This window comes from Castellaniella sp. UC4447_H14, from assembly GCF_052978285.1.
This window is the reverse complement of the sequence record NZ_CM129666.1, coordinates 609,591-634,011: the sequence shown is the minus strand read 5'-3', so window position 1 is coordinate 634,011 and position 24,421 is coordinate 609,591. Positions and strand designations below refer to the sequence as shown.

General features: G+C 64.3%; 17 protein-coding genes. 7 read left to right on the top strand and 10 right to left on the bottom strand.

Annotated features, from left to right (window positions below; translation table 11 throughout):
• Window positions 1-25 precede the first annotated feature (25 nt).
• The 4 genes from folC to aceE form a co-directional block, all read right to left on the bottom strand.
• Window positions 26-1,447, bottom strand: a complete 1,422-nt coding sequence (folC, locus tag ACVCMJ_RS03125) for a bifunctional tetrahydrofolate synthase/dihydrofolate synthase (RefSeq protein ID WP_447080000.1) — start codon at window positions 1,445-1,447, stop codon at window positions 26-28.
• Between the two features lie 100 nt (window positions 1,448-1,547).
• Window positions 1,548-3,323, bottom strand: a complete 1,776-nt coding sequence (gene lpdA, locus ACVCMJ_RS03120; RefSeq protein ID WP_447079999.1) for a dihydrolipoyl dehydrogenase — start codon at window positions 3,321-3,323, stop codon at window positions 1,548-1,550.
• A gap of 9 nt (window positions 3,324-3,332) precedes the next feature.
• On the bottom strand, window positions 3,333-5,045 hold the full coding sequence (gene aceF / locus ACVCMJ_RS03115) for a dihydrolipoyllysine-residue acetyltransferase (protein ID WP_447079998.1): 1,713 nt from the start codon (window positions 5,043-5,045) through the stop codon (window positions 3,333-3,335).
• A 14-nt stretch (window positions 5,046-5,059) separates the two neighbouring features.
• Window positions 5,060-7,771 (bottom strand): pyruvate dehydrogenase (acetyl-transferring), homodimeric type, encoded by a 2,712-nt coding sequence (gene aceE, locus ACVCMJ_RS03110; protein ID WP_447079997.1) that lies wholly within the window; start codon window positions 7,769-7,771, stop codon window positions 5,060-5,062.
• Between the two features lie 235 nt (window positions 7,772-8,006).
• Here aceE and ACVCMJ_RS03105 point away from each other — a divergent pair, with 235 nt between their 5' ends.
• The 5 genes from ACVCMJ_RS03105 to ACVCMJ_RS03085 all read left to right on the top strand — a co-directional run bounded on the left by ACVCMJ_RS03105 (window position 8,007) and on the right by ACVCMJ_RS03085 (window position 13,989).
• The gene (locus tag ACVCMJ_RS03105) at window positions 8,007-9,761 is read left to right on the top strand and encodes a PAS domain-containing sensor histidine kinase (RefSeq protein WP_447079996.1); all 1,755 of its coding nucleotides are present in this window, start codon (window positions 8,007-8,009) and stop codon (window positions 9,759-9,761) included.
• Window positions 9,758-10,381, top strand: a complete 624-nt coding sequence (locus ACVCMJ_RS03100) for a response regulator transcription factor (protein WP_447079995.1) — start codon at window positions 9,758-9,760, stop codon at window positions 10,379-10,381. Before ACVCMJ_RS03105 ends, ACVCMJ_RS03100 begins: the two co-directional genes overlap by 4 nt.
• A 1-nt stretch (window position 10,382) precedes the next feature.
• Window positions 10,383-11,237 (top strand): bifunctional methylenetetrahydrofolate dehydrogenase/methenyltetrahydrofolate cyclohydrolase FolD, encoded by an 855-nt coding sequence (gene folD / locus ACVCMJ_RS03095; protein WP_447079994.1) that lies wholly within the window; start codon window positions 10,383-10,385, stop codon window positions 11,235-11,237.
• Between the two features lie 65 nt (window positions 11,238-11,302).
• The gene (locus tag ACVCMJ_RS03090; RefSeq protein WP_447079993.1) at window positions 11,303-13,384 is read left to right on the top strand and encodes a M3 family metallopeptidase; all 2,082 of its coding nucleotides are present in this window, start codon (window positions 11,303-11,305) and stop codon (window positions 13,382-13,384) included.
• 2 nt (window positions 13,385-13,386) lie between these two features.
• A complete protein-coding gene (locus tag ACVCMJ_RS03085) occupies window positions 13,387-13,989 on the top strand; it encodes an SCO family protein (protein WP_447082651.1) in 603 nt (200 codons plus the stop codon).
• Between the two features lie 10 nt (window positions 13,990-13,999).
• Here ACVCMJ_RS03085 and ACVCMJ_RS03080 read toward each other — a convergent pair whose 3' ends face one another.
• Both ACVCMJ_RS03080 and ACVCMJ_RS03075 read right to left on the bottom strand, forming a co-directional pair.
• Complete coding sequence (locus ACVCMJ_RS03080; protein WP_447079992.1) at window positions 14,000-15,391, bottom strand: dihydrolipoyl dehydrogenase; 1,392 nt, start codon at window positions 15,389-15,391, stop codon at window positions 14,000-14,002.
• A gap of 12 nt (window positions 15,392-15,403) precedes the next feature.
• Window positions 15,404-15,604: a heavy-metal-associated domain-containing protein gene (locus ACVCMJ_RS03075; RefSeq protein ID WP_447079991.1), complete on the bottom strand. Its 201-nt coding sequence runs from the start codon at window positions 15,602-15,604 to the stop codon at window positions 15,404-15,406.
• A gap of 145 nt (window positions 15,605-15,749) precedes the next feature.
• Here ACVCMJ_RS03075 and ACVCMJ_RS03070 point away from each other — a divergent pair, with 145 nt between their 5' ends.
• Both ACVCMJ_RS03070 and cueR read left to right on the top strand, forming a co-directional pair.
• Window positions 15,750-18,017 carry a heavy metal translocating P-type ATPase gene (locus ACVCMJ_RS03070; RefSeq protein ID WP_447079990.1) on the top strand — a complete coding sequence of 756 codons (2,268 nt, stop codon included), beginning with the start codon at window positions 15,750-15,752 and terminating at the stop codon, window positions 18,015-18,017.
• A gap of 64 nt (window positions 18,018-18,081) precedes the next feature.
• Window positions 18,082-18,513, top strand: a complete 432-nt coding sequence (gene cueR / locus ACVCMJ_RS03065; protein ID WP_447082650.1) for a Cu(I)-responsive transcriptional regulator — start codon at window positions 18,082-18,084, stop codon at window positions 18,511-18,513.
• Here the strand turns inward: cueR and ACVCMJ_RS03060 are convergent.
• From ACVCMJ_RS03060 to ACVCMJ_RS03045, 4 genes are read right to left on the bottom strand one after another with little or no spacing between them, the layout of a single operon-like run.
• The gene (locus ACVCMJ_RS03060) at window positions 18,465-19,046 is read right to left on the bottom strand and encodes a nitroreductase family protein (RefSeq protein WP_447079989.1); all 582 of its coding nucleotides are present in this window, start codon (window positions 19,044-19,046) and stop codon (window positions 18,465-18,467) included. The genes cueR and ACVCMJ_RS03060 overlap by 49 nt on opposite strands.
• A 16-nt stretch (window positions 19,047-19,062) precedes the next feature.
• The gene (gene pdxJ, locus ACVCMJ_RS03055) at window positions 19,063-19,785 is read right to left on the bottom strand and encodes a pyridoxine 5'-phosphate synthase (RefSeq protein WP_447079988.1); all 723 of its coding nucleotides are present in this window, start codon (window positions 19,783-19,785) and stop codon (window positions 19,063-19,065) included.
• Between the two features lies 1 nt (window position 19,786).
• On the bottom strand, window positions 19,787-21,184 hold the full coding sequence (locus ACVCMJ_RS03050) for an efflux transporter outer membrane subunit (protein WP_447082649.1): 1,398 nt from the start codon (window positions 21,182-21,184) through the stop codon (window positions 19,787-19,789).
• Between the two features lie 38 nt (window positions 21,185-21,222).
• Complete coding sequence (locus tag ACVCMJ_RS03045; RefSeq protein ID WP_447079987.1) at window positions 21,223-24,390, bottom strand: multidrug efflux RND transporter permease subunit; 3,168 nt, start codon at window positions 24,388-24,390, stop codon at window positions 21,223-21,225.
• Window positions 24,391-24,421: the final 31 nt, after the last annotated feature.

Below are 24,421 nucleotides of genomic sequence, written 5' to 3'. Positions count from 1 at the left end.
GTGCCCAACCCCCTGAGAAGGCGGGTCAGCGGCCCCGCCCGACATACGCTGCGGTGTCCCTGCCTTCCTGGCGCAGGACCTCGAGAACCGGGCCTACTGTTGCAAAGGACCCGAAAACGAGAATTCTATCATTGTCGGTTGCCTGCTTACGCGCTTCTGCAAAGGCTTGCTGCGGAGTGTCAAATGTTGAAACCTGCACGTCACGATGCGCAACCGCCGGGCGTGGCGCCGTGCGCACGCCCGGCTTTTTGGCCCGGGTGATTTCGCTGGTATGCTCGATAAAGGCGTCCGCGGGGACCTCTCCACCGCTGACCCGGCGCGCCACCTCGGCCAGCTCCTGGGCGCTCGTGCCGCGCGGCCCCCCGAGCGATGTACACATCCAGCGGTCAATGCGCCGCGCCATGCGCTCCAACGTGTGTTCTATGTCCTTGTCATGCAGCATGCCCACGACCGCGTATGTATGCGGATAATGCCCCATGGCGTCCAGGCTCTGCCCCAGGGCGGCAGCTGCGTGGGGATTGTGTGCCACGTCCAGGATGATGTGCGGCAGCCCGGGGAGAATCTGTACCCGACCGGGCAGGTTCACGTTCAGGAGTCCCTCCCGCACGTCCTGCTGGGTGACCACCAACCGATCCCCCAACGCCTCGAGGGCGGCCAGCGCGGCGGACGCATTGATGAGCTGATTGGCGCCGCGCAGGGCCGGATAGCCGAGTGCCGCGCGCCGCTGGCCGCGCCCACCATACGCCCACTGCTGGCGATCGCCCGAGTAGTTGAAGTCCACCGCAAAGCGCCACAGATCAGCGCCGATGTCCCGCGCGTGATCGAGCACAGTCTGCGGGGGCAGCGGATCGGCGCAGATCGCCGGACGGCCCGGGCGAAACACGTGGGCCTTTTCGAAACCGATCGCTTCACGGGTGTTGCCCAGCCACTGCATGTGGTCCAGGTCCACGCTGGTCAGAATGGAACAGTCGGCATCGATGATGTTGACCGCATCCAGGCGCCCCCCCATGCCGATCTCGAGTACCACCGCGTCCAGGCGCGCCGACTGAAAGAGCAGGAACGCCGCCAGGGTTGTCGTTTCGAAATAAGTAAGCGAAATGTCACCGCGCGCGGCCTGCACCCGCTGAAGCTGCTCGATGATGGCTTCGTCGCTGGCTTCTTCGCCGTTGATGCGAATGCGTTCATTGAAACGCAGCAAATGGGGTGAGGTATAGAGACCGACGCGGTAACCGGCGGTGCGCAGGATGGAGTCCAGCATGGCGCACGTCGAACCCTTGCCGTTGGTGCCCGCCACCACGATCTTGACGCAATCCAGCGAGATGCCGAGCCGTTCGGCCACGGCTCGGACACGATCCAGACCGAGGTCGATGGCCTTGGGGTGCAGGGTTTCCAGGTAATGCAGCCAGTCCGCCAAACAGGCGTCCCCGGCGGGAGCAGTTCGAGTCATGAGCGTACGTCAAATCCAGACATGAAAATGGCAGGTGCCGATGTTAGCACCTGCCATCGCTCGTCAAGCCGGCATCCCTGTCCGCCGTAACGGTACTGGCCTATTTGCGCCGGGCCGGCGGGACGTCCGTGCAGTGGCCGTCCGCAATTTCGGCCGCCATGCCCACCGACTCGCCCAGCGTCGGGTGAGGGTGGATCGTCCGGCCGATGTCCACGGAATCCGCGCCCATCTCGATGGCGAGGGCCACCTCGCTGATCAGATCGCCGGCATGGGTGCCGACGATGCCGCCCCCCAGGATGCGCCCCGTTTCCGCGTCGAACAGCAGCTTGGTGAAGCCCTCGTCCCGGCCATTGGCAATGGCGCGGCCAGACGCCTGCCACGGGAACAGACCTTTCTTGACGGCGATACCTTGCTGCTTGGCCGCGTCCTCCGTCAGCCCAACCCACGCGACCTCCGGGTCCGTATAAGCCACCGAGGGGATCACGCGTGCATCAAAGAAGGACTTCTCGCCCGCGATCACTTCAGCCGCCACGTGCGCTTCATGCACGGCCTTGTGCGCCAGCATGGGCTGTCCGACGATGTCGCCAATAGCGTATATGTGGGGCACATTGGTGCGCATCTGTCGGTCCACGGCGATGAAACCGCGATCACTGACCGCGACCCCTGCTTTTTCAGCACCGATCTTCTTGCCGTTGGGGGAGCGCCCGACTGCCTGCAGCACCAGATCGTAGCGCTGGGGATCCCGGGGTGCCGACTCGCCCTCGAAGCGCACCCAGATGCCATCGTCCTTGGCTTCCGCACCCACCGTCTTGGTATTCAACATGACATGATCGAAGCGCCGCGCATTCATCTTGTCCCAGACCTTGACCAGGTCGCGGTCGGCGCCCGTCATGATCGTGGGCAGCATCTCGACCACGTCCAGGCGCGCGCCCAGCGCTGAGTACACCGTGCCCATCTCGAGCCCGATGATGCCACCGCCAATGATCAGCATCCGCTGAGGAATGGCCGTCAAGGCGAGCGCACCCGTGGAATCGACGATGCGCGTATCATCGGGCAGGAAAGGCAGTTTCACGGACTGGCTGCCCGCCGCAATGATTGCCGAAGCGAACTTCACGGTGGTCTGGCCGCCATCCGCCTGCGCGACCGCCAGGTGATGCGGATCGGCGAACGTTCCGACTCCCCGGATGACCGTGACCTTCCGTGCCTTGGCCATGCCAGCCAGACCGCCAGTGAGTTTCCCGACCACCGAATCCTTGAAGCCGCGAAGCTTGTCCAGATCGATCGAGGGCTCGCCAAAACTGATGCCGTGCGCCGCCAGGGATTTCGCCTCCTCGAGCACGCTGACCGAATGCAGCAGGGCCTTGGACGGGATACAGCCCACGTTCAGACACACCCCGCCCAGAGTGGCGTAGCGCTCGACGAGCACGACACTGAGCCCCAGGTCGGCAGCCCGGAAGGCTGCCGAATAGCCGCCAGGGCCGGCGCCCAGCACCAACACGTCGCATTCCGCACCTGCCTCGCCCGAGAATACGGCGGCCGCCGGGGCTTGCGCCGATGGCGCGGCGGACGATGATGGCGCTTTGCTCGCAGGCGCGGCAGCCCGGGCCGGTTCGGCCGGCGCAGCAGGCGCGGCCGCATCGGCCGGTTCGACGGTCAGAATCACGGAACCTTGCGAAACCTTGTCGCCCACCTTCACCTTCAGCGACTTGACGACGCCGCCCTGCTCGGCCGGAATCTCCATGGAAGCCTTGTCGGACTCCACCGTGATGAGGCTCTGCTCCGCCTGAATGGTATCGCCCTCGCCCACCAGGACCTCGATGATCTCGACTGCATCGAAATCGCCAATGTCGGGAACCTTCAGTTCGACGGTAGCCATGCGCGCCCCTTACAGAATGATGCGGCGGAAATCCGCCAGAAGACCGGTCAGATAAGCATTGAACCGCGCGGCCGCCGCGCCATCGATGACCCGATGATCGTAGGACAGCGACAAGGGCAGCATCAGCCGCGGCTGGAACGACTTGCCATCCCAGACAGGCTGCATGGAGGACCGCGACACCCCCAGGATGGCGACCTCGGGCGCGTTGATGATGGGTGTGAAGTCCGTCCCTCCGATGCCTCCCAGCGACGAGATCGAGAAGCACCCACCCTGCATCTGGGAGGGCGAAAGCTTGCCCTCGCGGGCCACTTTGGCCAGATCAGCCGTTTCAGCCGCGAGTTCCAGCACGCCCTTGCGATCGGCATCGCGAATCACCGGCACGACCAGCCCGTTGGGCGTATCCGCGGCAAATCCAATATGGAAGTAATGCTTGTAGACGAGATTGTCTCCATCCAGTGAAGCATTGAACTCCGGGTACTTCCGAAGCGCCGCCACCACGGCCTTTATCAGGAAGGCCAGCATGGTGACCTTGGGGCCGCCCGCCTTCTTGTTTTCGCTGTTGAGCTGCTGACGAAGCGCCTCGAGTTCGGTGATGTCGGCCACGTCATTGTTGGTGACGTGAGGAATCATAACCCAGTTGCGATGCAGGTTCGCGCCCGAAATCTTCTTGATCCGCGACAAGGGCTTGGCTTCGATATCCCCGAATTTGGCGAAATCGACTTTTGGCCACCCCAGGACGCTGAAGCCCTCGCCGGAAGGCAACGCGGAGCCCACCGGACTTGCCCCGCCCGTGGCCAGGGCCTGCTTGACGTAGCCGCGGACATCGTCGGCCGTGATCCGGTTCTTGGGTCCGCTGCCTGTCACCTGGGCGAGGTTCACGCCCAATTCCCGTGCGAATCTGCGCACCGATGGCGAGGCATGCGGAAGGTTGCGCAAGGGCACATCGGACTCGGCGAACGCGGCCGTCGGAGACGTGCGCGTCGGGGACGCCGGCGCCACCGGAGCGGCCTTTGGCGCGGGCGCCGCAGCTGCAGGAGCGCTAGCAGGCGCTTGCGCCGCTGGCGCAGCGGGAACGGATGCCGCGGCAGGCGCCGGTGCTGGTGCGGCTGGGGCGGATGCCCCCGACGTCTGCACCACCAGGATTGCGGCTCCCTGGGAAACCTTGTCGCCGACCTTCACCTTCAGCGATTTCACCACCCCCCCCACGGACGCCGGAATTTCCATGGAGGCTTTGTCGGATTCCACCGTGATCAGGCTTTGCTCGGCCTGAATGGTGTCGCCCTCGGCCACCAGCACCTCGATGACTTCGACAGCATCGAAATCACCGATATCCGGCACCACGACGGTCTGCTCGCCGCCCGAGGCGGGCGCCGTATCCGGCGCGGGAGCGGCCGTCTCGGGCGCGGGCGCAGCCTGGGGCGCTGACGCCTGTTCAGCGGGAGCCGGAGCCGGTGCCGAAGCCTCGGCATCGACCCCCGAATCGGTGGATTCAACCTCGAGGATCACGGAACCCTGCGACACCTTGTCGCCGACCTTGACCTTCACGGACTTGACGACGCCACCGTGAGAGGCGGGGATCTCCATGGACGCCTTGTCGGATTCCACCGTGATCAGGCTCTGCTCGGCCTGAATGGTGTCGCCCTCGGCCACCAGCACCTCGATGACTTCAACGGCATCGAAATCGCCGATATCCGGAACCTTGATTTCCACGATATTGCTCATGTCGGTCGCCTTCCTCAGTCGTGATGCGGGTTGGCCTTTTCGGGATCGATCCCGTACTTGGCGATGGCCTGCTTGCATTTCTTCATGTCGATGCTGCCTTCGTCGGCCAGGGCGCGCAGCGCCGACAGCACGACGAAGTGGCGGTCGATCTCAAAGAATTCGCGAAGCTGCGAGCGGTAATCCGAACGGCCGAATCCATCGGTTCCGAGCACACGGTAATCACGGCCCTTGGGCAGGAAGGGCCGGATCTGCTCCGCCCAGGACTTGACATAGTCCGTGGACGCCACGACGGGACCCCGCGTGCCCTTCAGCATGCCGGTCACGTAGGCCTCGCGCTGCGGCTCATCCGGATGCAGCAGATTCCAGCGCGCCACGTCCATGCCGTCGCGGCTGAGTTCGCTGAAGCTGGTCATGCTCCAGAGATCCGAAGAAACGCCCCAGTCCTTTTCCAGCAACTCCTGCGCTTCCATGACCTCGCGCAGAATGGTGCCCGAGCCCATCAACTGGACGTGCGCCTTGTTCTTGGCCTTGCCCAGGGAGCGCAGTTTGTACATGCCGCGGCGGATGCCGGCTTCGTCTCCCGGCGTCAGACCCGGCTGAGCATAGTTCTCATTCATGACGGTCATGTAGAAGAACACGTCTTCCTGATCCTGCACCATGCGTTGCAGGCCGCTCTGGATGATGACTGCGACTTCATGCGCGAACGTAGGGTCATAGGCGACACAATTCGGGATCAGCGATGCGTGCACCAGGCTGTCACCGTCCTCGTGCTGCAGGCCTTCACCATTCAGCGTGGTGCGCCCGGCGGTTCCGCCCAGCAGGAAGCCGCGAGCGAGCATGTCGCCCGCCGCCCATGACAGGCCGCCAAACCGCTGGAACCCGAACATCGAGTAATAGATGAAGAACGGGATCATGATGCGGTTGCTGGTGGAGTACGACGTGGCCGCCGCAATCCAGGAGCACACGCCGCCCGCCTCGTTGATGCCTTCCTGCAGAAGCTGGCCATCGGCCGCTTCGCGGTAGTACATCACCTGTCCCTTGTCCACGGGAACGTATTTCTGGCCACCCGGCGCGTAGATCCCGATCTGGCGGAACAAGCCCTCCATGCCGAAGGTGCGTGATTCGTCCACCAGGATGGGGACCACGCGGGGAGCAAGGGTCTTGTCGCGCAGCAGTTGATTGAGCACCCGCACGAAGGCCTGAGTCGTAGAGATCTCGCGCCCTTCGATGGTGGGCTCCAGCACTGCCTTGAACGTATCCAGGCTGGGCGCAGGGAGATGCTCGTCGGCCTTTTGCCGGCGATGGGGCAGGTAGCCGCCCAGCGCCTTGCGCCGCTCGTGCATGTACTTCATTTCCGGCGACTCTTCAGCCGGCTTGAAGAACGGAATCTCGTCGACCTTGTCGTCCGGAACGGGAATATTGAAGCGATCGCGGAATTCGCGCACCGACTCGGTATCCAGCTTCTTCTGCTGGTGCGTCGGATTCTTGGCCTGGCCTACGTGGCCCATGCCGTAGCCTTTGATGGTCTTGGCCAGGATCACGGACGGCTGGCCCGCGTGATTGGCGGCCGACGCGAATGCAGCGTAGACCTTGTGGGGATCATGTCCCCCGCGGTTCAGGCGCCAGACGTCCTCGTCGCTCATGCGGCTGACCATTTCCAGCAGCTTCGGGTGCTTGCCGAAAAACTTTTCACGCACGAATTTGCCGTCATTCGCCTTGTAGGCCTGGTATTCCCCGTCGACGGTTTCCTCCATGACGCGCCGGAGGATGCCTTCCTTGTCCCGCGCAAAGAGCGGATCCCAATAACCGCCCCAGATGAGCTTGACGACATTCCAGCCGGCACCGCGGAAACTGCCTTCCAGTTCCTGGATGATCTTGCCGTTGCCGCGCACCGGGCCGTCCAGGCGCTGCAGGTTGCAGTTGACGATGAAGATCAGATTGTCGAGATGCTCGCGGGCGGCCAGGCCGATCGCGCCCAGCGACTCGGGTTCGTCGATTTCGCCATCGCCCAGAAACACCCAGACCTTGCGCTGGCTGGTGTCGGCGATGCCTCGGGCGTGCAGATATTTCAGGAACCGAGCCTGGTAGATCGCCATCAGGGGCCCCAGGCCCATGGACACGGTCGAGAACTGCCAGAAATTGGGCATCAGCTTGGGGTGGGGATAGGAAGTCAGTCCCTTGCCCTTGCCGCCCACATCCTGACGGAAATAATTGAGGTTTTCCTCGGTCAGCCGACCCTCGAGGAAGGCGCGGGAATACATCCCCGGAGACGAGTGCCCCTGGAAGAACACCAGGTCCCCGCCATGATCGGGCGTCTCGGCATGCCAGAAGTGATTCTGGCCGCATTCGACCATGGTCGCCTGCGAGGCAAAGGACGCGATGTGCCCCCCCAGGCTCCCGCCGTCGGCCGGCGTATGCTTGTTGGCCCGCACCACCATGGCCATGGCGTTCCAGCGGATGTAAGAACGGATGCGTTCCTCGAGCACCAGGTTGCCCGGATAGACGGGTTCCAGCCCGGGCGGAATGGTGTTGACGTACGCCGTATTGGGCGAATAAGGGATATGGGCGCCACTGCGGCGTGCCTTGTCGATAAGGCTTTCGATCAGATAGTGGGCGCGTTCGGCGCCCTCGCGATCCAGTACGGCCTCCAGGGCGTCCAGCCACTCCTGAGTTTCCTGTTGATCGACATCCGCCGGCGCGAGGCCGGTTGGTTCAAGAGAGGACATGGCGTGTCTCCTGTGAGGTGATTCGGGGGGCAGGACCGTCGAGTGTCCCGCCTGTGACTGAGCCGTGCATTCAGAAACCCGGATATCCCCGGGCGCCGGCGACTGCCGACATTCTAGGTAAGTCCCGCCCGGGAGCACAAGCAAAATTTCATTCTGTGAACTGTATTTTTACTATGTGAAAAATTGACCTCTACATTCGCGTCTAAAATGGCCAGATCGCGATATCCTCCCGTCTATGGCAACTCCCAACCGCAAGTCCCTGATTCCAACGACGTTCTATGAGCATGCCCGCCATAGCCGCCGCGGTCTGTACTGGTTGACGCCGGCCATCGTCCTGGTGCTGTATCTCTGCGTCATGGGGGCTTTCATCTGGCTGCAGCGCCTGCAGAGCGACAGCGTGATGTTTGTCACGATCGACCAGGAGACCCGTCAGCAGCGGCTGATGATGGTCGTGTTCGCCTTGTCGCTGGTCATTGTATTCAGTTTGCTGGCTCTCTGGCGGTACACCCGGTTTCGCACCCAGGCGGAAGCCGCACTGCTCGCCGAGACCGGGTTCAGGCGCGCCATGGAAAACTCCATGTCCACCGGAATGCGGGTCTTCGACATGCAGGGCCGTATCGCCTATGTGAATCCCGCCTTCTGCCGCATGATTGGCTGGAACGAGGCCGACCTGATCGGACGCACTGCTCCCTTCCCCTACTGGTTGCCGGGCCGCCATGACCACCACCGCGAGACCCTGGCTCAGCTTCTGTCGGGACGCACTCCCAGCAGCGGGCTGGAAATCGAGGCCCAGCGCCGGGACGGCTCCCGATTCACCGCGCGGATGTATGTATCGCCGCTGCGCGACCCCAAGGGCGAGCAGATCGGCTGGATGACGTCCATGACCGACATCACGGAGCCCAAGCGCATCCGCGAAGCGCTGACCGCCGCGCACGAACGGTTCATGACCGTGCTCGAAGGCCTCGATGACGCAATTTCGGTGGTCGCGGACACTCCCGAAGGACTGGAGCTGCTGTTCGCCAACCGCACCTACCGGCGTCTGTTCGGTGCCCAGACCAACGGTCACGCCGAGCTGCTGGGCGGCCGCCTGGGACGCTTTACCGACGAGACCATGGAAATCTTTTCGCCGTCGGCACAGCGCTGGTTCGAGGTCCACCACCGGATGCTGGCATGGACGGATTCGCGGCGCGTGCGGCTTCAGGTTGCCCGCGACATCACCGAACGCCGGCGCCATGAGGAAGAATCCCGTGTCCAGCAGGAGAAGGCGCAACTCACAAGCCGCCTGACCACCATGGGCGAGATGGCTTCGTCGCTCGCTCACGAACTGAACCAGCCGCTGACAGCCATCAGCAACTACAACATGGCGGCAGTGGCCATGCTCAAGTCGGGCAAGGCGCCCATGGAGTCCCTGTTGCAGGCGCTGGAGAAAGCCTCCCGGCAGGCCGAGCGCGCCGGGAAGATCATCAGCCGCATCCGGGAATTCGTCAAACGCAGCGAACCGCGCCGCCAAGCGGTCGGGCTCGCACGGATCGTGGAAAACGCCGTAGGCTTTGCGGACATCGATGCTCGCAAGCGCCAGATCGATATTGCGCTGGATGTGCCCGATCCTATGCCGGCGGTGCTCGCCGACCCCATCCTCATCGAACAGGTATTGCTCAACCTTCTGAAGAACGGCGTCGAGGCCATGGAGCACAGCGAATACCGTACGCTGCACGTCAGGATCGTGGACCAGGATCCGCAGGTCGAGATCGAGGTCGTCGACCGGGGCCACGGTCTGCGCAATCCGGACCGGTTGTTCGAGCCGTTCTACAGCACCAAGTCCGAAGGGCTGGGGATGGGGCTGAACATCTGTCGTACGATCATTGAATCGCACCACGGGCGCCTGTGGGCCAGTGCCAACCCCGAAGGTGGCACCATCTTTCGTTTCACGCTGCCCAAGGCCGTGCCTGACGCGCAGTCCCAAGAACTTACGGAGGTACACACCGCATGATCGATCATCAAGCTTCCAGCATGATCTACATCGTCGACGACGACGAAGCCGTCCGCGACTCGCTGCGCTGGCTGCTCGAGGCCAACGGCTACACCGTCCGCAGCTACGCCGGTGCCGAGGAATTCCTGTCCGCGTATGACTCCGACCAGGTGGGCGTGCTCATCGCCGACGTGCGCATGCCGGGTATGAGCGGGCTCGAATTGCAGGAAACCTTGATTGCCCGCAAGGCGCCATTGCCCATCGTGTTCATCACCGGCCACGGAGATGTTCCCATGGCGGTCTCCACCATGAAAAAGGGTGCCGTGGACTTCCTGGAAAAGCCTTTCAATGAGGCCGACCTGCGCAATATCGTGGCCGGAATGCTGAATGAGGCCTACGAGCGCGTGCACGAGGCGCAGATGCAGCGCGACCAGCAGGCCGTGCTCAGCCGCCTGACGGCGCGCGAGCAGCAAGTGCTGGAACGCATCGTGGCCGGCCGTCTGAACAAGCAGATCGCGGGCGATCTGAACATCAGCATCAAGACAGTGGAGGCCCACCGCGCCAACATCATGGAGAAGCTGGAGGTCACCACGGTAGCGGACCTGATGAAGATCGCGCTCACACGTGCCGAGGAAGCCTGACATGGCCGCCCACATCATTGACGGCAAGATTCTTTCCGCAAAGGTCCGCACCGAGATCGCCGAGCGCGTCCAACGGCTGAAGTCCAGGAACATCACGCCGGGCCTGGTCGTGGTGCTGGTCGGAGAAGACCCTGCCTCCCAGATCTACGTCCGCAACAAGGCTGCGGCTTGCGAAGCCGCGGGCATGCTGTCGCGCATCATTCCAATGGGAACCGACACCGCCGAGGACGAATTGCTCGACGTCATCGACGCCCTGAACAACGATCCGGCGATTCACGGAATCCTGGTGCAGCTGCCGCTGCCCGGCCACATCGATACGGGCTCGGTGATCGAGGCGATTTCACCCGACAAGGATGTGGACGGCTTCCACGTCAGCAACGCCGGACTGCTGATGACCGGACGCCCCCGGTTCCGGCCTTGCACGCCCTACGGCATCATGAAGATGCTGGAATCAGAAGGCGTCGCCCTGCGGGGCGCGGAGGCCGTGATCGTGGGCGCCAGCAACATTGTCGGCAAACCCATGGCCATGCTGCTGCTGGCCGCCGGTGCGACCGTGACCCTGTGCAACTCCAAGACCCGCGACCTGGGGGCGCAAACCCGGCGCGCCGACGTCCTGGTGGTCGCCACAGGCAAGCCCGGAATCGTCACGGGCGACATGGTCAAACCGGGTGCTGTCGTCATCGACGTGGGCATCAACCGCCTGGCTTCGGGCAAACTCGTGGGCGACGTGGACTTTCCTTCCGCGGCAAAGGTCGCATCGGCCATTACTCCGGTGCCTGGCGGTGTGGGCCCGATGACCATCGCAATGCTGCTCATGAATACCCTGGAGGCGGCCGAACGGACGCCCGCCGCCTGATCGGCCCGGCGCCTGATCGAAAGCTCCGTATTGAAATTCGGGGGTTCGCCCCCATCTGGTGGCGCATGACTCCAACACTGAATGCCGGCAATCCCCTCCTCGTCCCGGCCGAGGCGTACGTGGAATACTCGGCGGTTCGCCCCAGTCACATCGAGGCGGCCATCCCCGAGCTGATCGCTGCCACGCGCGGCGCCGTCGAGGCCGCCGGTAGCCGCACCGACGCCCCGACCTGGGAGAATCTGGTGGAGGCCATCGAGGATCCCTCGGAGCGGTTGCACCGTGCCTGGGCCATCGCCGGTCACCTCAACGCGGTGGTCAACACACCCGAGCTGCGGGCGGCCTACAACGCCTGCCTGCCGCTCATGAGCGAATTTTCCACCTGGGTGGGGCTGCATCGCGGGCTCTACGAACGCTACCGGGCGCTGGCGGCCGGGCCCCTCTACCCCGATTTGACCCCCACCCGGCGCCACATCGTCGATCTGGCGTTGCGCGACTTCCGCTTGAGCGGCGTGGAGCTCGAGGGTCCTGCGCGCGACACCTATGCGCGCAACGCCGATCTGCAGGCTCAGGTCTCCCAGAAGTTCTCGGAAAACGTCATGGACGCGACCGACGGCTGGACGCTTCTCATTCAGGACGAAGCAAGACTCCAAGGGCTGCCGGCCAACGTCGTCGCCGCGGCCCGCAAGGCCGCTCAGACCGCCGGCGAGGACGGCTGGAAGCTGACCCTGCACATGCCGTGCTACCTGCCTGTGATGCAGTATGCTCATGACCGCGAACTGCGCCAGACGCTGTACCGCGCCTACGGTACGCGAGCCTCGGATCAAGGGGACTCCGCCTTCGACAATTCGGAAGCCATCGAATCGCTGCTGGCCTTGCGCGCCGAGGAAGCTTCGCTGCTCGGCTACGAAGACTTCGCGGCGCTGCGGCTCGAGACCCGGATGGCGCACGACGCACCGCAGGTACTGGGCTTCCTGCACGAGCTGGCCGCCAAAGCGCGCCCCAGCGCGCAGCGCGACCTGGAAGAGCTGCGTACGTTTGCCGCGTCGAAACTGGGACTGGAAACGCTGGAGCCCTGGGACGTGGCCTACGCGTCGGAACGCCTGCGTGAAGACCGCTACGCCTATTCGGACGAGGAACTGCGGCCTTACTTTACGGAATCCCATGTCCTGAAGGGCCTGTTCCACGTCATCCACACGCTGTTCGGCGTGCATCTGCAGCCCTGCGACGCAGTCGCCTGGCACGCGGATGCGCGCATTTACCGGGTGCTCGATGCGCAGGGCCGCGAATTGGGCCGGCTCGGCATGGATCTGTACGCGCGCCCCGGCAAGCAGGGCGGCGCCTGGGTGGACAGCGAACGAAGCCGGCGACGTCACGGCCCAGAACTGCACATTCCGCTGGCGTGGCTGACCTGCAATTTCGCGGCGCCTCAGAATGGTCAGGAAGCACTGCTGTCGCACGACGAAGTCATCACGCTCTTCCATGAAAGTGGCCACGCCATGCACACGCTCCTGTCGCGTGTGGACGAGCCCGGAGCTGCAGCCTTTGCAGCCGTGGAATGGGACGCGATCGAAATGCCTTCGCAGTTCATGGAGAACTTCTGCTGGGAGTGGGGTGTCCTGAAGTCACTGACCCACCACGTGGACACCGGTGAATCCCTGCCGCGCGCGCTCTACGACAAGATGATGGCGGCACGCAACTTTCAAAGCGGCCTGCAGACGCTGCGGCAGGTCGAATTCGCCCTCTTCGACATGCTGATCCACACGCAATCGAAGGGCCTCTCCATCAGTGCCGTCCTGGACACCCTGGACCAGGTCCGCCGCGAAGTCGCCCTGCTGGTGCCGCCCGCATGGCACCGGTTCCCGCATGCATTCTCCCACCTGTTCGCAGGCGGCTACGGTGCGGGTTATTACAGCTACAAGTGGGCGGAAGTGCTGTCGTCCGATGCATTTGCCGCCTTCGAGGAACGCGCACGTCCGACGGCGGATGGCACTCGGGATGTGTTCGATCCGGATACCTGCCACCGCTACCTGGACGAGATCATCGCGGTAGGCGGATCACGGCCGGCCGAAGATTCATTCGAAGCCTTCCGCGGACGGCCGCCCACCATCGACGCACTGCTGCGCCACAGCGGCCTCGTGGAGGCATGATGATGCGCCGCGATTCCAAGGCTCGGCGCCTCGTGCGGCGCAGCTTCCTGATACTGTGCCTATGGCTGGGCGGTTTGACGATGGCCATGGCCGCAGTGCACCCCGTCCGGGGATTCCTTCCCGACCTGAAATTCACGCTGCAGGGAGCAGGCGGGGTCACGGTCACGCAGCAGGCTTTTGCCGGCAAGGTCGTGCTCATGTTTTTCGGCTACGCCAGTTGCCCGGACATCTGTCCGACTACCATGGCTCAGCTGGCGCAAGTGCGGCAGGCGCTCGGCCCCAAGGGCGACCAGGTCCGCATCCTGTTCGTGAGCGTGGATCCCCATCGCGATACGCCGGACATCCTGCAACGTTATGTGGACCAGTTCGACCCGCACGCCATCGGGCTCACCGGTGACGAACACGCCATCGCGGCGCTGGCGCGGCGCTATCGCGTCGCCTACCAGATCGGCAAGCCCACGTCATCCGCGCCCGGAGCGCCTTACGAAGTCTCCCACAGCCGAGGCATCTTTGGCTTCGACGCACAGGGTCACGCCGCCTGGCTGGCGCCAGACAGCGAGTCCCAGGCCGATCTGCTGGCGGCCATCCGGCCGCTGCTGCATTGATGCCCTCGAGCTACTCGCCTTGTTTCACCGCCTCGCGCAACGCCGTCCGCACCCCCTCTTCAATGGTGGGATGGTAAAACGGCATGCGCAGCATCTGCGGCACGGTCAATTCCATCTGCAGTGCCCAGGCCAGCAGATGTGCAACGTGCTCGGCATCCGGTCCCACCATCTCGGCCCCCATGAAGCGCTGATCGGAGCGGCGCATGTAAACGTGCAGCAACCCCTGATTGCGGAGCATCACCCGCGAGCGGCCCTGGCGAGTCCAATCGACCTCCCCGATCGCCATCGTGTCGGGGTCGAATGCCGCAAAGCCGCCCCCTACCTGCATGATCTGGGGGTTGCTGAAGAGCACGGCAATCGCTGCGCGGCGTGGCGGCGCCTGGACGTCCGGCCACGCGGCTGCATTACGCCCCGCGAGACGGCCGTCGTCTGAGGCCTCATGCTGGATGGGGTGCCGGCCCGTCACGTCACCGGCCAGGAATACCGGCTGACCGCGCACCTGCAGGGTCGCCGGATCGACGATGGGCCGCCCATGCTCATCCAGCGGCATATGAGTGCGCTCCAGATGCAGGGATGCCAGATCCGGCCGCCGCCCGACCGTGAGCAGAACCTTGTCGAAACGTTCGCGAGTTTCGGGGGCCTTCCCCACCGTCCAGCCCATCAACGCCTGATCGCCATCGCGCTGAATGGTCGTGACCTCGGCGCTCTGGACGAGATTGAGTTCGGGGGCGAGCAGGCTCACAGCGCTCTGCCGCACGGCGGGGTCGCCGAGGTGGGCGAAACTGTCCGAACGGCTCAATACCCGGACGCGGACGCCCAGACGCGCCAAGGCCAATCCCAGCTCGATGCCGACGACTCCCGCTCCCACCACCAGCACGCTGCGTGGCAGGTCCCGCCAGTCGAAGATATCATCATTGACGACAACAAGGTCGCCCAACGGTCGATAGGTGTCGGGCACGACCGGCTGGGTCCCGATCGCCAGGACGATGCGCGAGGCGTGAATTTCGTGTCCCTGGTTGCTTTGCAGCACCCCATCACGCTGGAACTCCACCTTCGCATCCAGGCGGTGTTCGGCAGGCATGGCGTTGACATCATCCACCACGAAACCGACAAAGCGGTCGCGCTCGCGGCGGACGCGGTCCATCACGGCCACCCCATCGACCACGGGCGCGCCAGGCACGCGCACGCCAAAATCCGGCGCACGGCGAACTGCAGCCGCCGCGTCCGCAGCGGCGATCAGCAGCTTGGACGGCATGCAGCCCACCCGGGCACACATGGTCCCATGCGGGCCGCCTTCAATCAGAAGAGGCTTCAGCCCCGCATCCCGGACGGCCCGGTAAGCCGGCAAACCCGCTGATCCCGCCCCCACGATCGCCACGTCGCAATCGATTATCTGAGACATGACGGCCTCCCCTCAGGCGGGTTGCACATCGTAGCCCTCGTCGGCAATCGCCGCCTGCAGGAGGGTCGCCTCCATCTCGGACTCGATGCTGACGCGATGAGCAGCCAGATCCGCCGCGACCTTCGCGCTCGGCGACACGGCCTGAACGGCGCGGGTAATGGTCTGCACGCAGTGGTTGCAGGTCATGTCGGACACGATGAATTCGGTTTTCATGGCTATGGCCTTTCGAAAAGGAACGTCTTGCATGTTAAACCTTGGCCTGGAGGAAGGCTCAAGCGGCGGGTTGGGAAATCAGCCGCTTGACCTTGCCATGATGTCAAGCCCGATCCTACACTCATTGTCAGGAACGGGAGTCTCCATGTCCGCCTTGCCCACCCTCTCTACGCTCGATCTGGATGTCGAAGGCATGACGTGCGCCTCCTGCGTCCGCCGCGTCGAAACGGCGCTGGCGAAAGTCCCCGGCGTCGCCCAGGCCAATGTCAATCTGGCGACGCGCAGCGCGCATGTCACGCTGACGGCTGACGGTGCCGACCCTCATGCCCTGATCGCGGCCGTCCAGAAACGCGGCTACCAGGCCCAAGTGCGCGCGCCACAACACCTGGCGCACACAGCTGCGGGCGATGAATATCAGGCAGCCGGCCGGCGCTTCGCGCTTTCTCTGTTGCTGACACTGCCCATCTTCCTGGTTGAAATGGGCGGTCACCTGAGCCCTTCCCTGCACCACGGAATTCTGTCAGTGCTGGACAGCCGGGCGCTGGCTTGGCTGGAGTTCGTGCTGGCGACCGCGACGCTGGCCGGGCCGGGGCGCGAATTCTTTACACGAGGCTTCAAGGCGCTACGGCACCTGGGACCGGACATGAACACGCTGGTGGCATTGGGTGCCGGCAGCGCCTGGCTGTATTCGACACTGGTGCTGCTGGCCCCCGCCCTGTTTCCCGCCCAGTCTCGCCATTTATACTTTGAAGCCGCCGCGGTCGTGGCGACCCTGATTCTGCTGGGCCGCTGGCTGGAGGCGCGAGCCAGAGGGCGCGCCGGAACGGCCATCCGCCATCTGCTGGACCTGCAGCCCCGCACCGCATGGGTGCGCCGCGATGGCGACTGGTCGGAGCAACCCCTTGCGGCACTCGCCGTGGACGATGAGCTGCGCGTCCGTCCCGGCGAGAAGATCCCGGTGGATGGCACCGTCGTCGACGGCGAATCATGGGTGGACGAATCCATGATCACCGGCGAGCCCATGCCGGTCACCCGACGCTCGGCGGACCGCCTGATCGGCGGCACGCTGAACACGCGCGGGAGCCTCATCATGCGCGCAACACAGGTCGGCGCCGACACGGTGCTGGCGCACATCATCCGCATGGTAGAGCAGGCGCAGGGCGCAAAGCTGCCAATCCAGCAACTGGTGGACCGCGTCACGGGCTGGTTCGTGCCGGCCGTCATGGCGCTGGCGGTGCTGGCCTTTCTGGGGTGGGCGCTCTGGGGGCCGGAACCCTGGCTGACGCACGCGCTGGTCGCGGGCGTGGCCGTTCTCATCATCGCATGCCCCTGCGCCATGGGTCTGGCCACACCGATCTCGATCATGGTGGCGACGGGACGGGCGGCAGGACTGGGCATCATCTTTCGTGAAGGCGACGCGCTGCAGCGCCTGCGCAATGCCCGGGTGATCGCATTCGACAAGACCGGCACGCTGACGCAGGGGCACCCGGCGCTCAGTGACGTCCTGCCGCTGGATGGTTTGACCCGTTCGGCTTTGCTGACGGCGGTTGCTTCGGTACAGAGCGCGTCCGAGCACCCCATCGCACGGGCCATCCTGGAAGCCGCGAATGCCGAGGATCTGGCACTGATGCCGGTCGAGGCTTTCACAACGCTCACCGGTGCCGGCGTGCGGGGCCGTGTCGAGAATCATGAGTGGCTGCTGGGCAACGAAACCCTGATGCGCGACCACGAGGTACCCGTGGCCCCCCCAGTATCCTCTCGCCTGCGGGATCTGGCCAGCCAGGGCAAAACAGTCTTCCTGGCGGCCAGGGACGGCGAGCTGGCCGGCATCCTGTCCGTGGCCGACACATTGCGTCCCAGCGCCGGTCGGGCCATCGCCCGATTGCATGCCATGGGACTGAAGACGGCCTTGATCACGGGCGATCATCAGGCCACGGCTCGCGCAGTCGCCGATCGACTGGGCATAGCCGTCGTGCATGCACAGACCCTGCCGGCACATAAGGCGGCCATCCTGCAATCCCTGCAGCGCGAGATCGGACCGCTCGCCTTCGTCGGCGACGGCATCAACGATGCCCCGGCACTGGCGACCGCCGACGTGGGCATCGCCATCGGTCAGGGAACGGACGTCGCCATCGAATCTGCCGACGTGGTGCTGATGAACGAGGACCTGAACTCGGTGGCCCGCACGGTAGCGCTGTCCCGGCTGACGCTGCGCAACATCAGCCAGAACCTGTTTTGGGCCTTTGCCTACAACGCTGCACTGATCCCCGTGGCCGCCGGCGTGTTCTACCCCTGGACGGGCCTGCAGCTCTCGCCCATGCTGGGCGCCGGCGCCATGGCACTGTCCAGCGTCTTTGTCGTCACCAACGCGCTGCGCCTGAAATGGCTGCGGCTGGAGGGCTCTCATGCCTGAGAATCAGAGTTCGTACCGTGCCCCGCACCGGCTGGCGCCGGCCGCACGGGCTGCCCATAGCCTGTTGAACATCGGCGAGGTGGCTGCCCGCACCAGCCTGACTCCCAAGATGATCCGCTACTACGAGCAACAGGGCCTGTTCGAACCGCATGCCCGCAGCACGGCGGGTTACCGTCAATACGATGGACAGGATCTCCACTCGCTGAATTTCATCCGCAGCGCTCGGGAGCTGGGATTCTCACTGAAGCAGATCGCGGAACTGACCGATCTGTGGCGGAATCGGAGTCGCGCCAGCGCTGAAGTCAAACGTCTGGCGCTGGCTCACATCGATGAGCTGGAAGACAAGGCGGCCACGCTGCAGCGCATGGCAGCCACGTTGCGAGAGCTGGCAGGCCACTGCCACGGCGACGATCGGCCGGAATGCCCCATTCTGGAGGGCATCGCCGATCACCTGTTCACGGGAGCTGCGTGCCATTCCGAGACGAACTCGCGATAATCCGGGCGCTGTTTTTCCGGCAACGGGTCGATAGGCGTGCCAATGGACAAATAGCCCATGAAGCGGGTATCCAGTACATCGAAGCCCAGCGCATCGGCCACGCCATCCAGGTACGTCCCCATGCCGGTACTCCAGAACCCGCAATATCCCAGCGAATGAATGGCATTCAGCATGTTCATCACGGCCGCGCCTACCGACAACAGACTCTCCTGCTCCCGGATGCGTCCCCGCGGATCCGGGGCGCAGGCAATGGCGATCACGACGGGGACCCGCGAGAGCCACCTGCGCGCGTTCTGAATCTTGGGATCGGGCAGCGGCGAACCTGCGTCCAGGGCCGCCTGGACCCCGATTTCAATCAGCGCTGGGACGTCAGCTCCTCGAATGATCTTGAAGCGCCAGGGATGGACGGCTCCGTGATCGGGCGCGCAGACAGCCGCCCGCAGGATCAGGGCCAGCTCAGCCTCATCCGGGCCCGGGGCCTGGACGAATTTGGCGGAACGGCGGGTGTACAGGGTATTCAGGAAATCATTCATGAAGTCGTTCCAGAAATCATCGAGCGGCTTGGACCATCAGCGCCTTCATGCGGCGAATGGCGGACTCCCAGCCGTCGAATACGGCCTGCGCAACGATCGCATGGCCGATATTGAGTTCGGCAATCCCGGGCAATGCGGCAATCGTCTGTACATTGCCATAATGCAGCCCGTGTCCCGCGTTGATACGCAGACCGTGGCCCACGCCCAGCGCGATGGCCGCGCGCAGACGCTGCAACTCCGCGCCCTGGCCGGCCGCATCCGGCGCGTTGGCAAAAGCGCCGGTATGCAGCTCTATGTTTTCGGCACCGGTCCGCGCGGCGGCCTCGATCTGAGCGGCCTCCGGATCGATGAACAGGGATACGCGGATGCCCGCATCCCGCAGGCGTGACACGGCCTCCCGCACCTGATCGTAGTGCGCCGCCACATCCAGCCCTCCTTCGGTGGTCAGCTCCTGTCGTTTTTCAGGCACCAGGCATACATCCTGGGGCCGGATATCGCAGGCGATGGCCAGCATCTCGGGCGTGATGGCGCATTCCAGGTTCATCCGGGTGCGCAGCGCCGGGCGGATGGCCCGCACGTCAGCTTCCTGAATGTGGCGCCTGTCTTCCCGCAGGTGCAGGGTGATCAGGTCGGCACCCGCATCCTCCGCCCGCAAAGCAGCTTGCAGCGGATCCGGATAAACGGTCAACCGCTGCTGCCGCAGGGTGGCCACGTGATCGATATTGACGCCCAGTTCCATCTCAACCCTCGTCCTTTGGCTGTTTCACGTCCCGTGGATCCCACCCCCCGCCGAGCGCCTTGTAGAGTTCGACACGATTGGCCAGGGCGTTCGCGCCCACCTGGATGAACTGCTGCTGAATGCCGTACAACGTGATCTGGGCCGTCTGGATCTGCAGGAAACTGTCCACCCCGGTTTCATAGCGCACCTGCGAAAGCTTGAGCGCCCGCAAGGCCGTGTCCTCTGTACTGCGCAGCGCATCGAGCTGGCGGCTGTAGGTGGCCTCCCCCGCCAAGCCATCCGAAACCTCCCGGAAAGCGGTCTGGATGGCCTTCTCATAAGAGGCTACCGCAATACGCTGGGAGGCTTTGGCGAAGTCCAGACTGCCCTTGACGCCACCCGAGAATATCGGCGCCTGGATCTGCGGACCAAACTGCCAGTAACGTTGTCCACTCGCAAACAGGCCGCCCAATTCTGGGCTGGCGAAGCCCAACAGCCCGGTCAGCGTGATGCGCGGGAAGAAGGCCGCTCGCGCCGCGCCGATCTGAGCATCCGCGGCTTTCAGGTCATGCTCCGCGCCCATGATGTCGGGCCGCCGTTCCAGCAATTGCGAGGGCAGGCCCGCCGGAAGGGCCGCCACCAGTTGCTCGCGTCCGAACGGCGCCGCTGGCGGCAGGTCCGGCGGGATCGGCGTGCCAAGCAGCAACTGCAGCGCGTTGGTGGCCTGGGCCATGCTGCGCTCGGCGGCGATCTGGTCCGCCCGTACCGAGTCCACCTGCCCTTGCGCCTGAGCCAGGTCCAGATCCGAGGCAACACCCACATTGAAACGCGCCTTGACCAGGTCCAGCGTGCCCTGGCGCGCCTGCAGGGTCTTCACCATCAGGTCGTGCATGGCCTCGGAAGTACGCAGGTTGAAGTACGCCTCGGCCGTCTGCGCGATGAGACTGAGCTGTACCGTCCGCCGCGCCTGGTCGCTGGACAGGTATTCTTGATAGGCCGCCTCGCTCAGATTGCGGACGCGGCCGAAGAAATCCAGCTCGAAGGCCGTCATCCCCACGCCGGCGATGTAGCTGCGGCCTACGGACGGTGAATCGGGCCCGCCGTTCCGCATGTTGGCCGGCAGGCGCGTGGCCTGCCCGGTGCCTTCCACACCGATGGTCGGCAGGCGATCGCTCTGTGCAATGCCGAACTGGGCGCGCGCCTGCTCGACACGCTGCACGGCTACGCGCAAATCGCGGTTATTGTTCAGAGCCAGCTCGATCAGGGCCTGCAGGCGCGCATCCCGAAAGAAGTCGCGCCAAGGCGGCAGGGCCGCTGCGGCATCCTGCACGGCAGCACCCGGATATTGCTGGGGAATCGGCGCGTCAGGCCGGTGATACGCGGGTGCCAGCGAGCAGGCGCCCAGCGCCAGGCTCAACATGGAAGCCAACCAGGGACGCCCCTGCAGTATGCGGATCCTCACGGCTGCTCTCCTTCACGAGTGACTTCCGCAGATGGAATGTGCGGCGCCTGATGTCCGAGCAGCTTGGGCTTGGTCCGGAAGAGCCTCAGGATCACCACGAAGAAAGTCGGCACGAAAATGACGGCCAGCGGTGTCGCAGCGAGCATCCCGCCCATCACTCCCAGCCCGACGGCATTCTGGCTGGCCGCGCCGGCGCCCGAGGCGATCACCAAGGGGACCACGCCCAGGATGAAGGCGAAAGACGTCATCAGAATGGGCCGGAACCGCAGGCGAGCCGCCTCGATGGAGGCCTCCATGAGCCCGGCTCCGCTAGCGTACAGGTCCTTGGCGAATTCCACGATCAGGATGGCGTTCTTGGCGGCCAGCCCGATCACCGTCACCATGCCGACCTGGAAGTACACGTCGTTGTCCTTGCCCATGATGCTGCTAAGCAGCACGGCACCCAGCATGCCCAAGGGCACCGCCAGCATGACCGACAGAGGAATCGCCCAGCTTTCATACAGGGCGGCCAGTACCATGAAGACCACCAGCACCGACAGCCCCAACAGGATGGCGGTCTGGTTTCCGGCCTGGACCTCCTGGTAGGACAGCCCCGTCCATTCATAGCCCAGGCCCGGCGGCAGTTGCGCCACCAGCTTTTCCATCTCGGCCATGGCCTGGCCCGTGGAATAGCCGTGCGCCGCCGATCCACCGATGCGCACGGACTCGTAACCGTTGTACCGCACCACCTGAACCGGACCACGGGTCCATGTCAGGGTCACGAACGAGGACAGGGGCACCATCGCGCCGCTCGCGTTGCGCGCGTTCAGGCGCAGAATATCGTCCGGATTCATGCGGTCGTTTTCATCGGCCTGCACCCAGACATTCTGCACCCAGCCCTGGTTCGTGAACTTGCCCACATAGGACGAACCGATGGCGGTCGAAATAAGGTTCGCGGCCTCGGAGAAATCCACACCGAGCGCAGCCGCCTTCGCGCGATCGATCCGCACCTGCAGCTCCGGTCCGGGTCCAAGCCCGATAATGCGGGTCTGCGCCAGGACGGGGCTATGGGCCGCCAGGCCGAGAAGTTGCTGCGCGGCCGCCTCCAGCGCCTCATGCCCGACGCCGCTGCGGTCTTCCAGCCGCATGTCGAAGCCGGACGCATTGCCCAACGATGAAATGGCCGGCGGCGTGATGGAGATCACCATGGAATCCGGCAACCCGAACAGAAGCTTCCCCATGGCCGTGCCCGAAATCGCCTGCGCCGAATCGCCCGGCCCCTTGCGCTGGGAAAAGTCCTTGAGCGGAACGAAGGCAATGGCCGCATTCAGGCCATTGCCGTTGAAGCTGAAGCCCTGGACGGCGATGACGTTGGCCACCTGGGGCAGGCTCATGAAATAGTGCTCGACCTTTTTGATGACATCCACGGTCCGGTTCGAACTGGAGCCCGAAGGCAATTCGATATTGGCGATCACGTAGCCCTGGTCTTCCTCAGGCAGGAACGAGGTGGGCAGGCGGGCGTACATCCAGCCCAGCGCCGCCACCAGCACCACGAACAGCAGCATCAGGCGCAGCGTGCGCTTCAGGCTGCGGCTCACCCAGTGCGTATAGCCGTGGGTGGTGCGATTGAAGCCCCGGTTGAACCAGCCGAAAAAGCCTCCCCTGGATTCGTGGTGGCCCTTGGGAACGGGCTTGAGCAGAGTCGCGCACAGCGCGGGCGTGAAGCTCAGCGCCAGGAAAGCCGAGAACAGGATGGACACCGCCATGGCCACCGAGAACTGGCGATAGATCACCCCCACCGACCCCGACATGAAGGCCAGCGGCAGGAACACAGTGGTCAGCACCAGCGTAATGCCGATGATGGCGCCAGTGATCTGCGGCATGGCCTTTTTGGTGGCTTCCTTGGGCGGCAGCCCCTCTTCCGCCATGATGCGCTCGACGTTCTCGACCACCACGATGGCGTCGTCCACCAAAATCCCAATGGCGAGGACCATGGCGAACATGGTGAGCACATTGATGGAGAATCCCAGCCCCAACATCACCGCAAAGGCGCCCAGAATGGCCACCGGGACCACCAGCGCCGGGATCAGGGTATAGCGGATGTTCTGCAGGAAGACGAACATCACCACGAATACCAGGAAGATGGCCTCGAACAGCGTCTCCACGACCTGATCGATCGACAGTTCCACATAGGGAGACGTGTCGTAAGGAATCGCGTAGGTGATGTTCTCCGGGAAGAACTGCGAGAGTTCCTTCATCTTCGCCTTGGCCAGACGCGCCGTCTCCAGCGCATTGGCGGTCGGCGTGAGCGACAATGCAAAAGCGGCCGTGGGTTTGCCGTTCAGACGAGCACCGAACTGATAGTTGTCCGACCCCAGCTCCACACGGGCCACGTCACGGATCCGTACCGTGGAACCGTCCGGATTGGCGCGCAGGATGATGGCGCCGAATTCCTCGGGGGTCTTGAGCTGTCCATTGACGATCAGCGGCGCCGTGGTGCGCTGGGAATCGGGATTGGGCGGTGAACCGAGCTGGCCGCCCGACACCACCATGTTCTGCGCCGCGATCGCATTGTTGACGTCGGCGGCGCTCAGGTTGTAGCCCACCAGCTTTTGCGGATCCAGCCACACTCGCATCGCGCGGGGGGCGGCAAACAACTGGAAGGTTCCCACACCTTTCACGCGGGACATGGGATTCTGGATGTTGCGCGTGATGTAGTCGGCCAGCGCGGTCTGATCCATGGAACCGTCCTTGGACGAGACCGTGACCACCATCAGGAAGTTGGAGTTCGATTGACTGACCTGGATACCCTGCTGCACGACGGGGGCCGGCAGCCGGGCCGTCACGTTGGCCAGGCGGTTCTGCACGTCCACCTGGGCCAGGTCCGGATCGGTGCCGGGCTCGAACGTCACCGTGAGTTGCGCCTGCCCGTTGGAATCGCTGACGGACTCGTAATACAGCAGGCCTTTGGCGCCATTGAGCTGGTTCTCGATGATGCTGGAAACGCTGGTGGCGACCTCCGACGCAGATGCGCCGGGATAAACAGCCCGGATATTGACCGTGGGCGGCGCGACCTCGGGGTACTGCGACACCGGCATGTTGGGAATCGCCAGGATGCCGGCCAACGCAATGGCCAACGCAATCACCCAGGCGAAAATCGGTCGGTCGATGAAGAACTGTGGCATGAATGCTCGCGAGGAAACCGGAGGATGATCA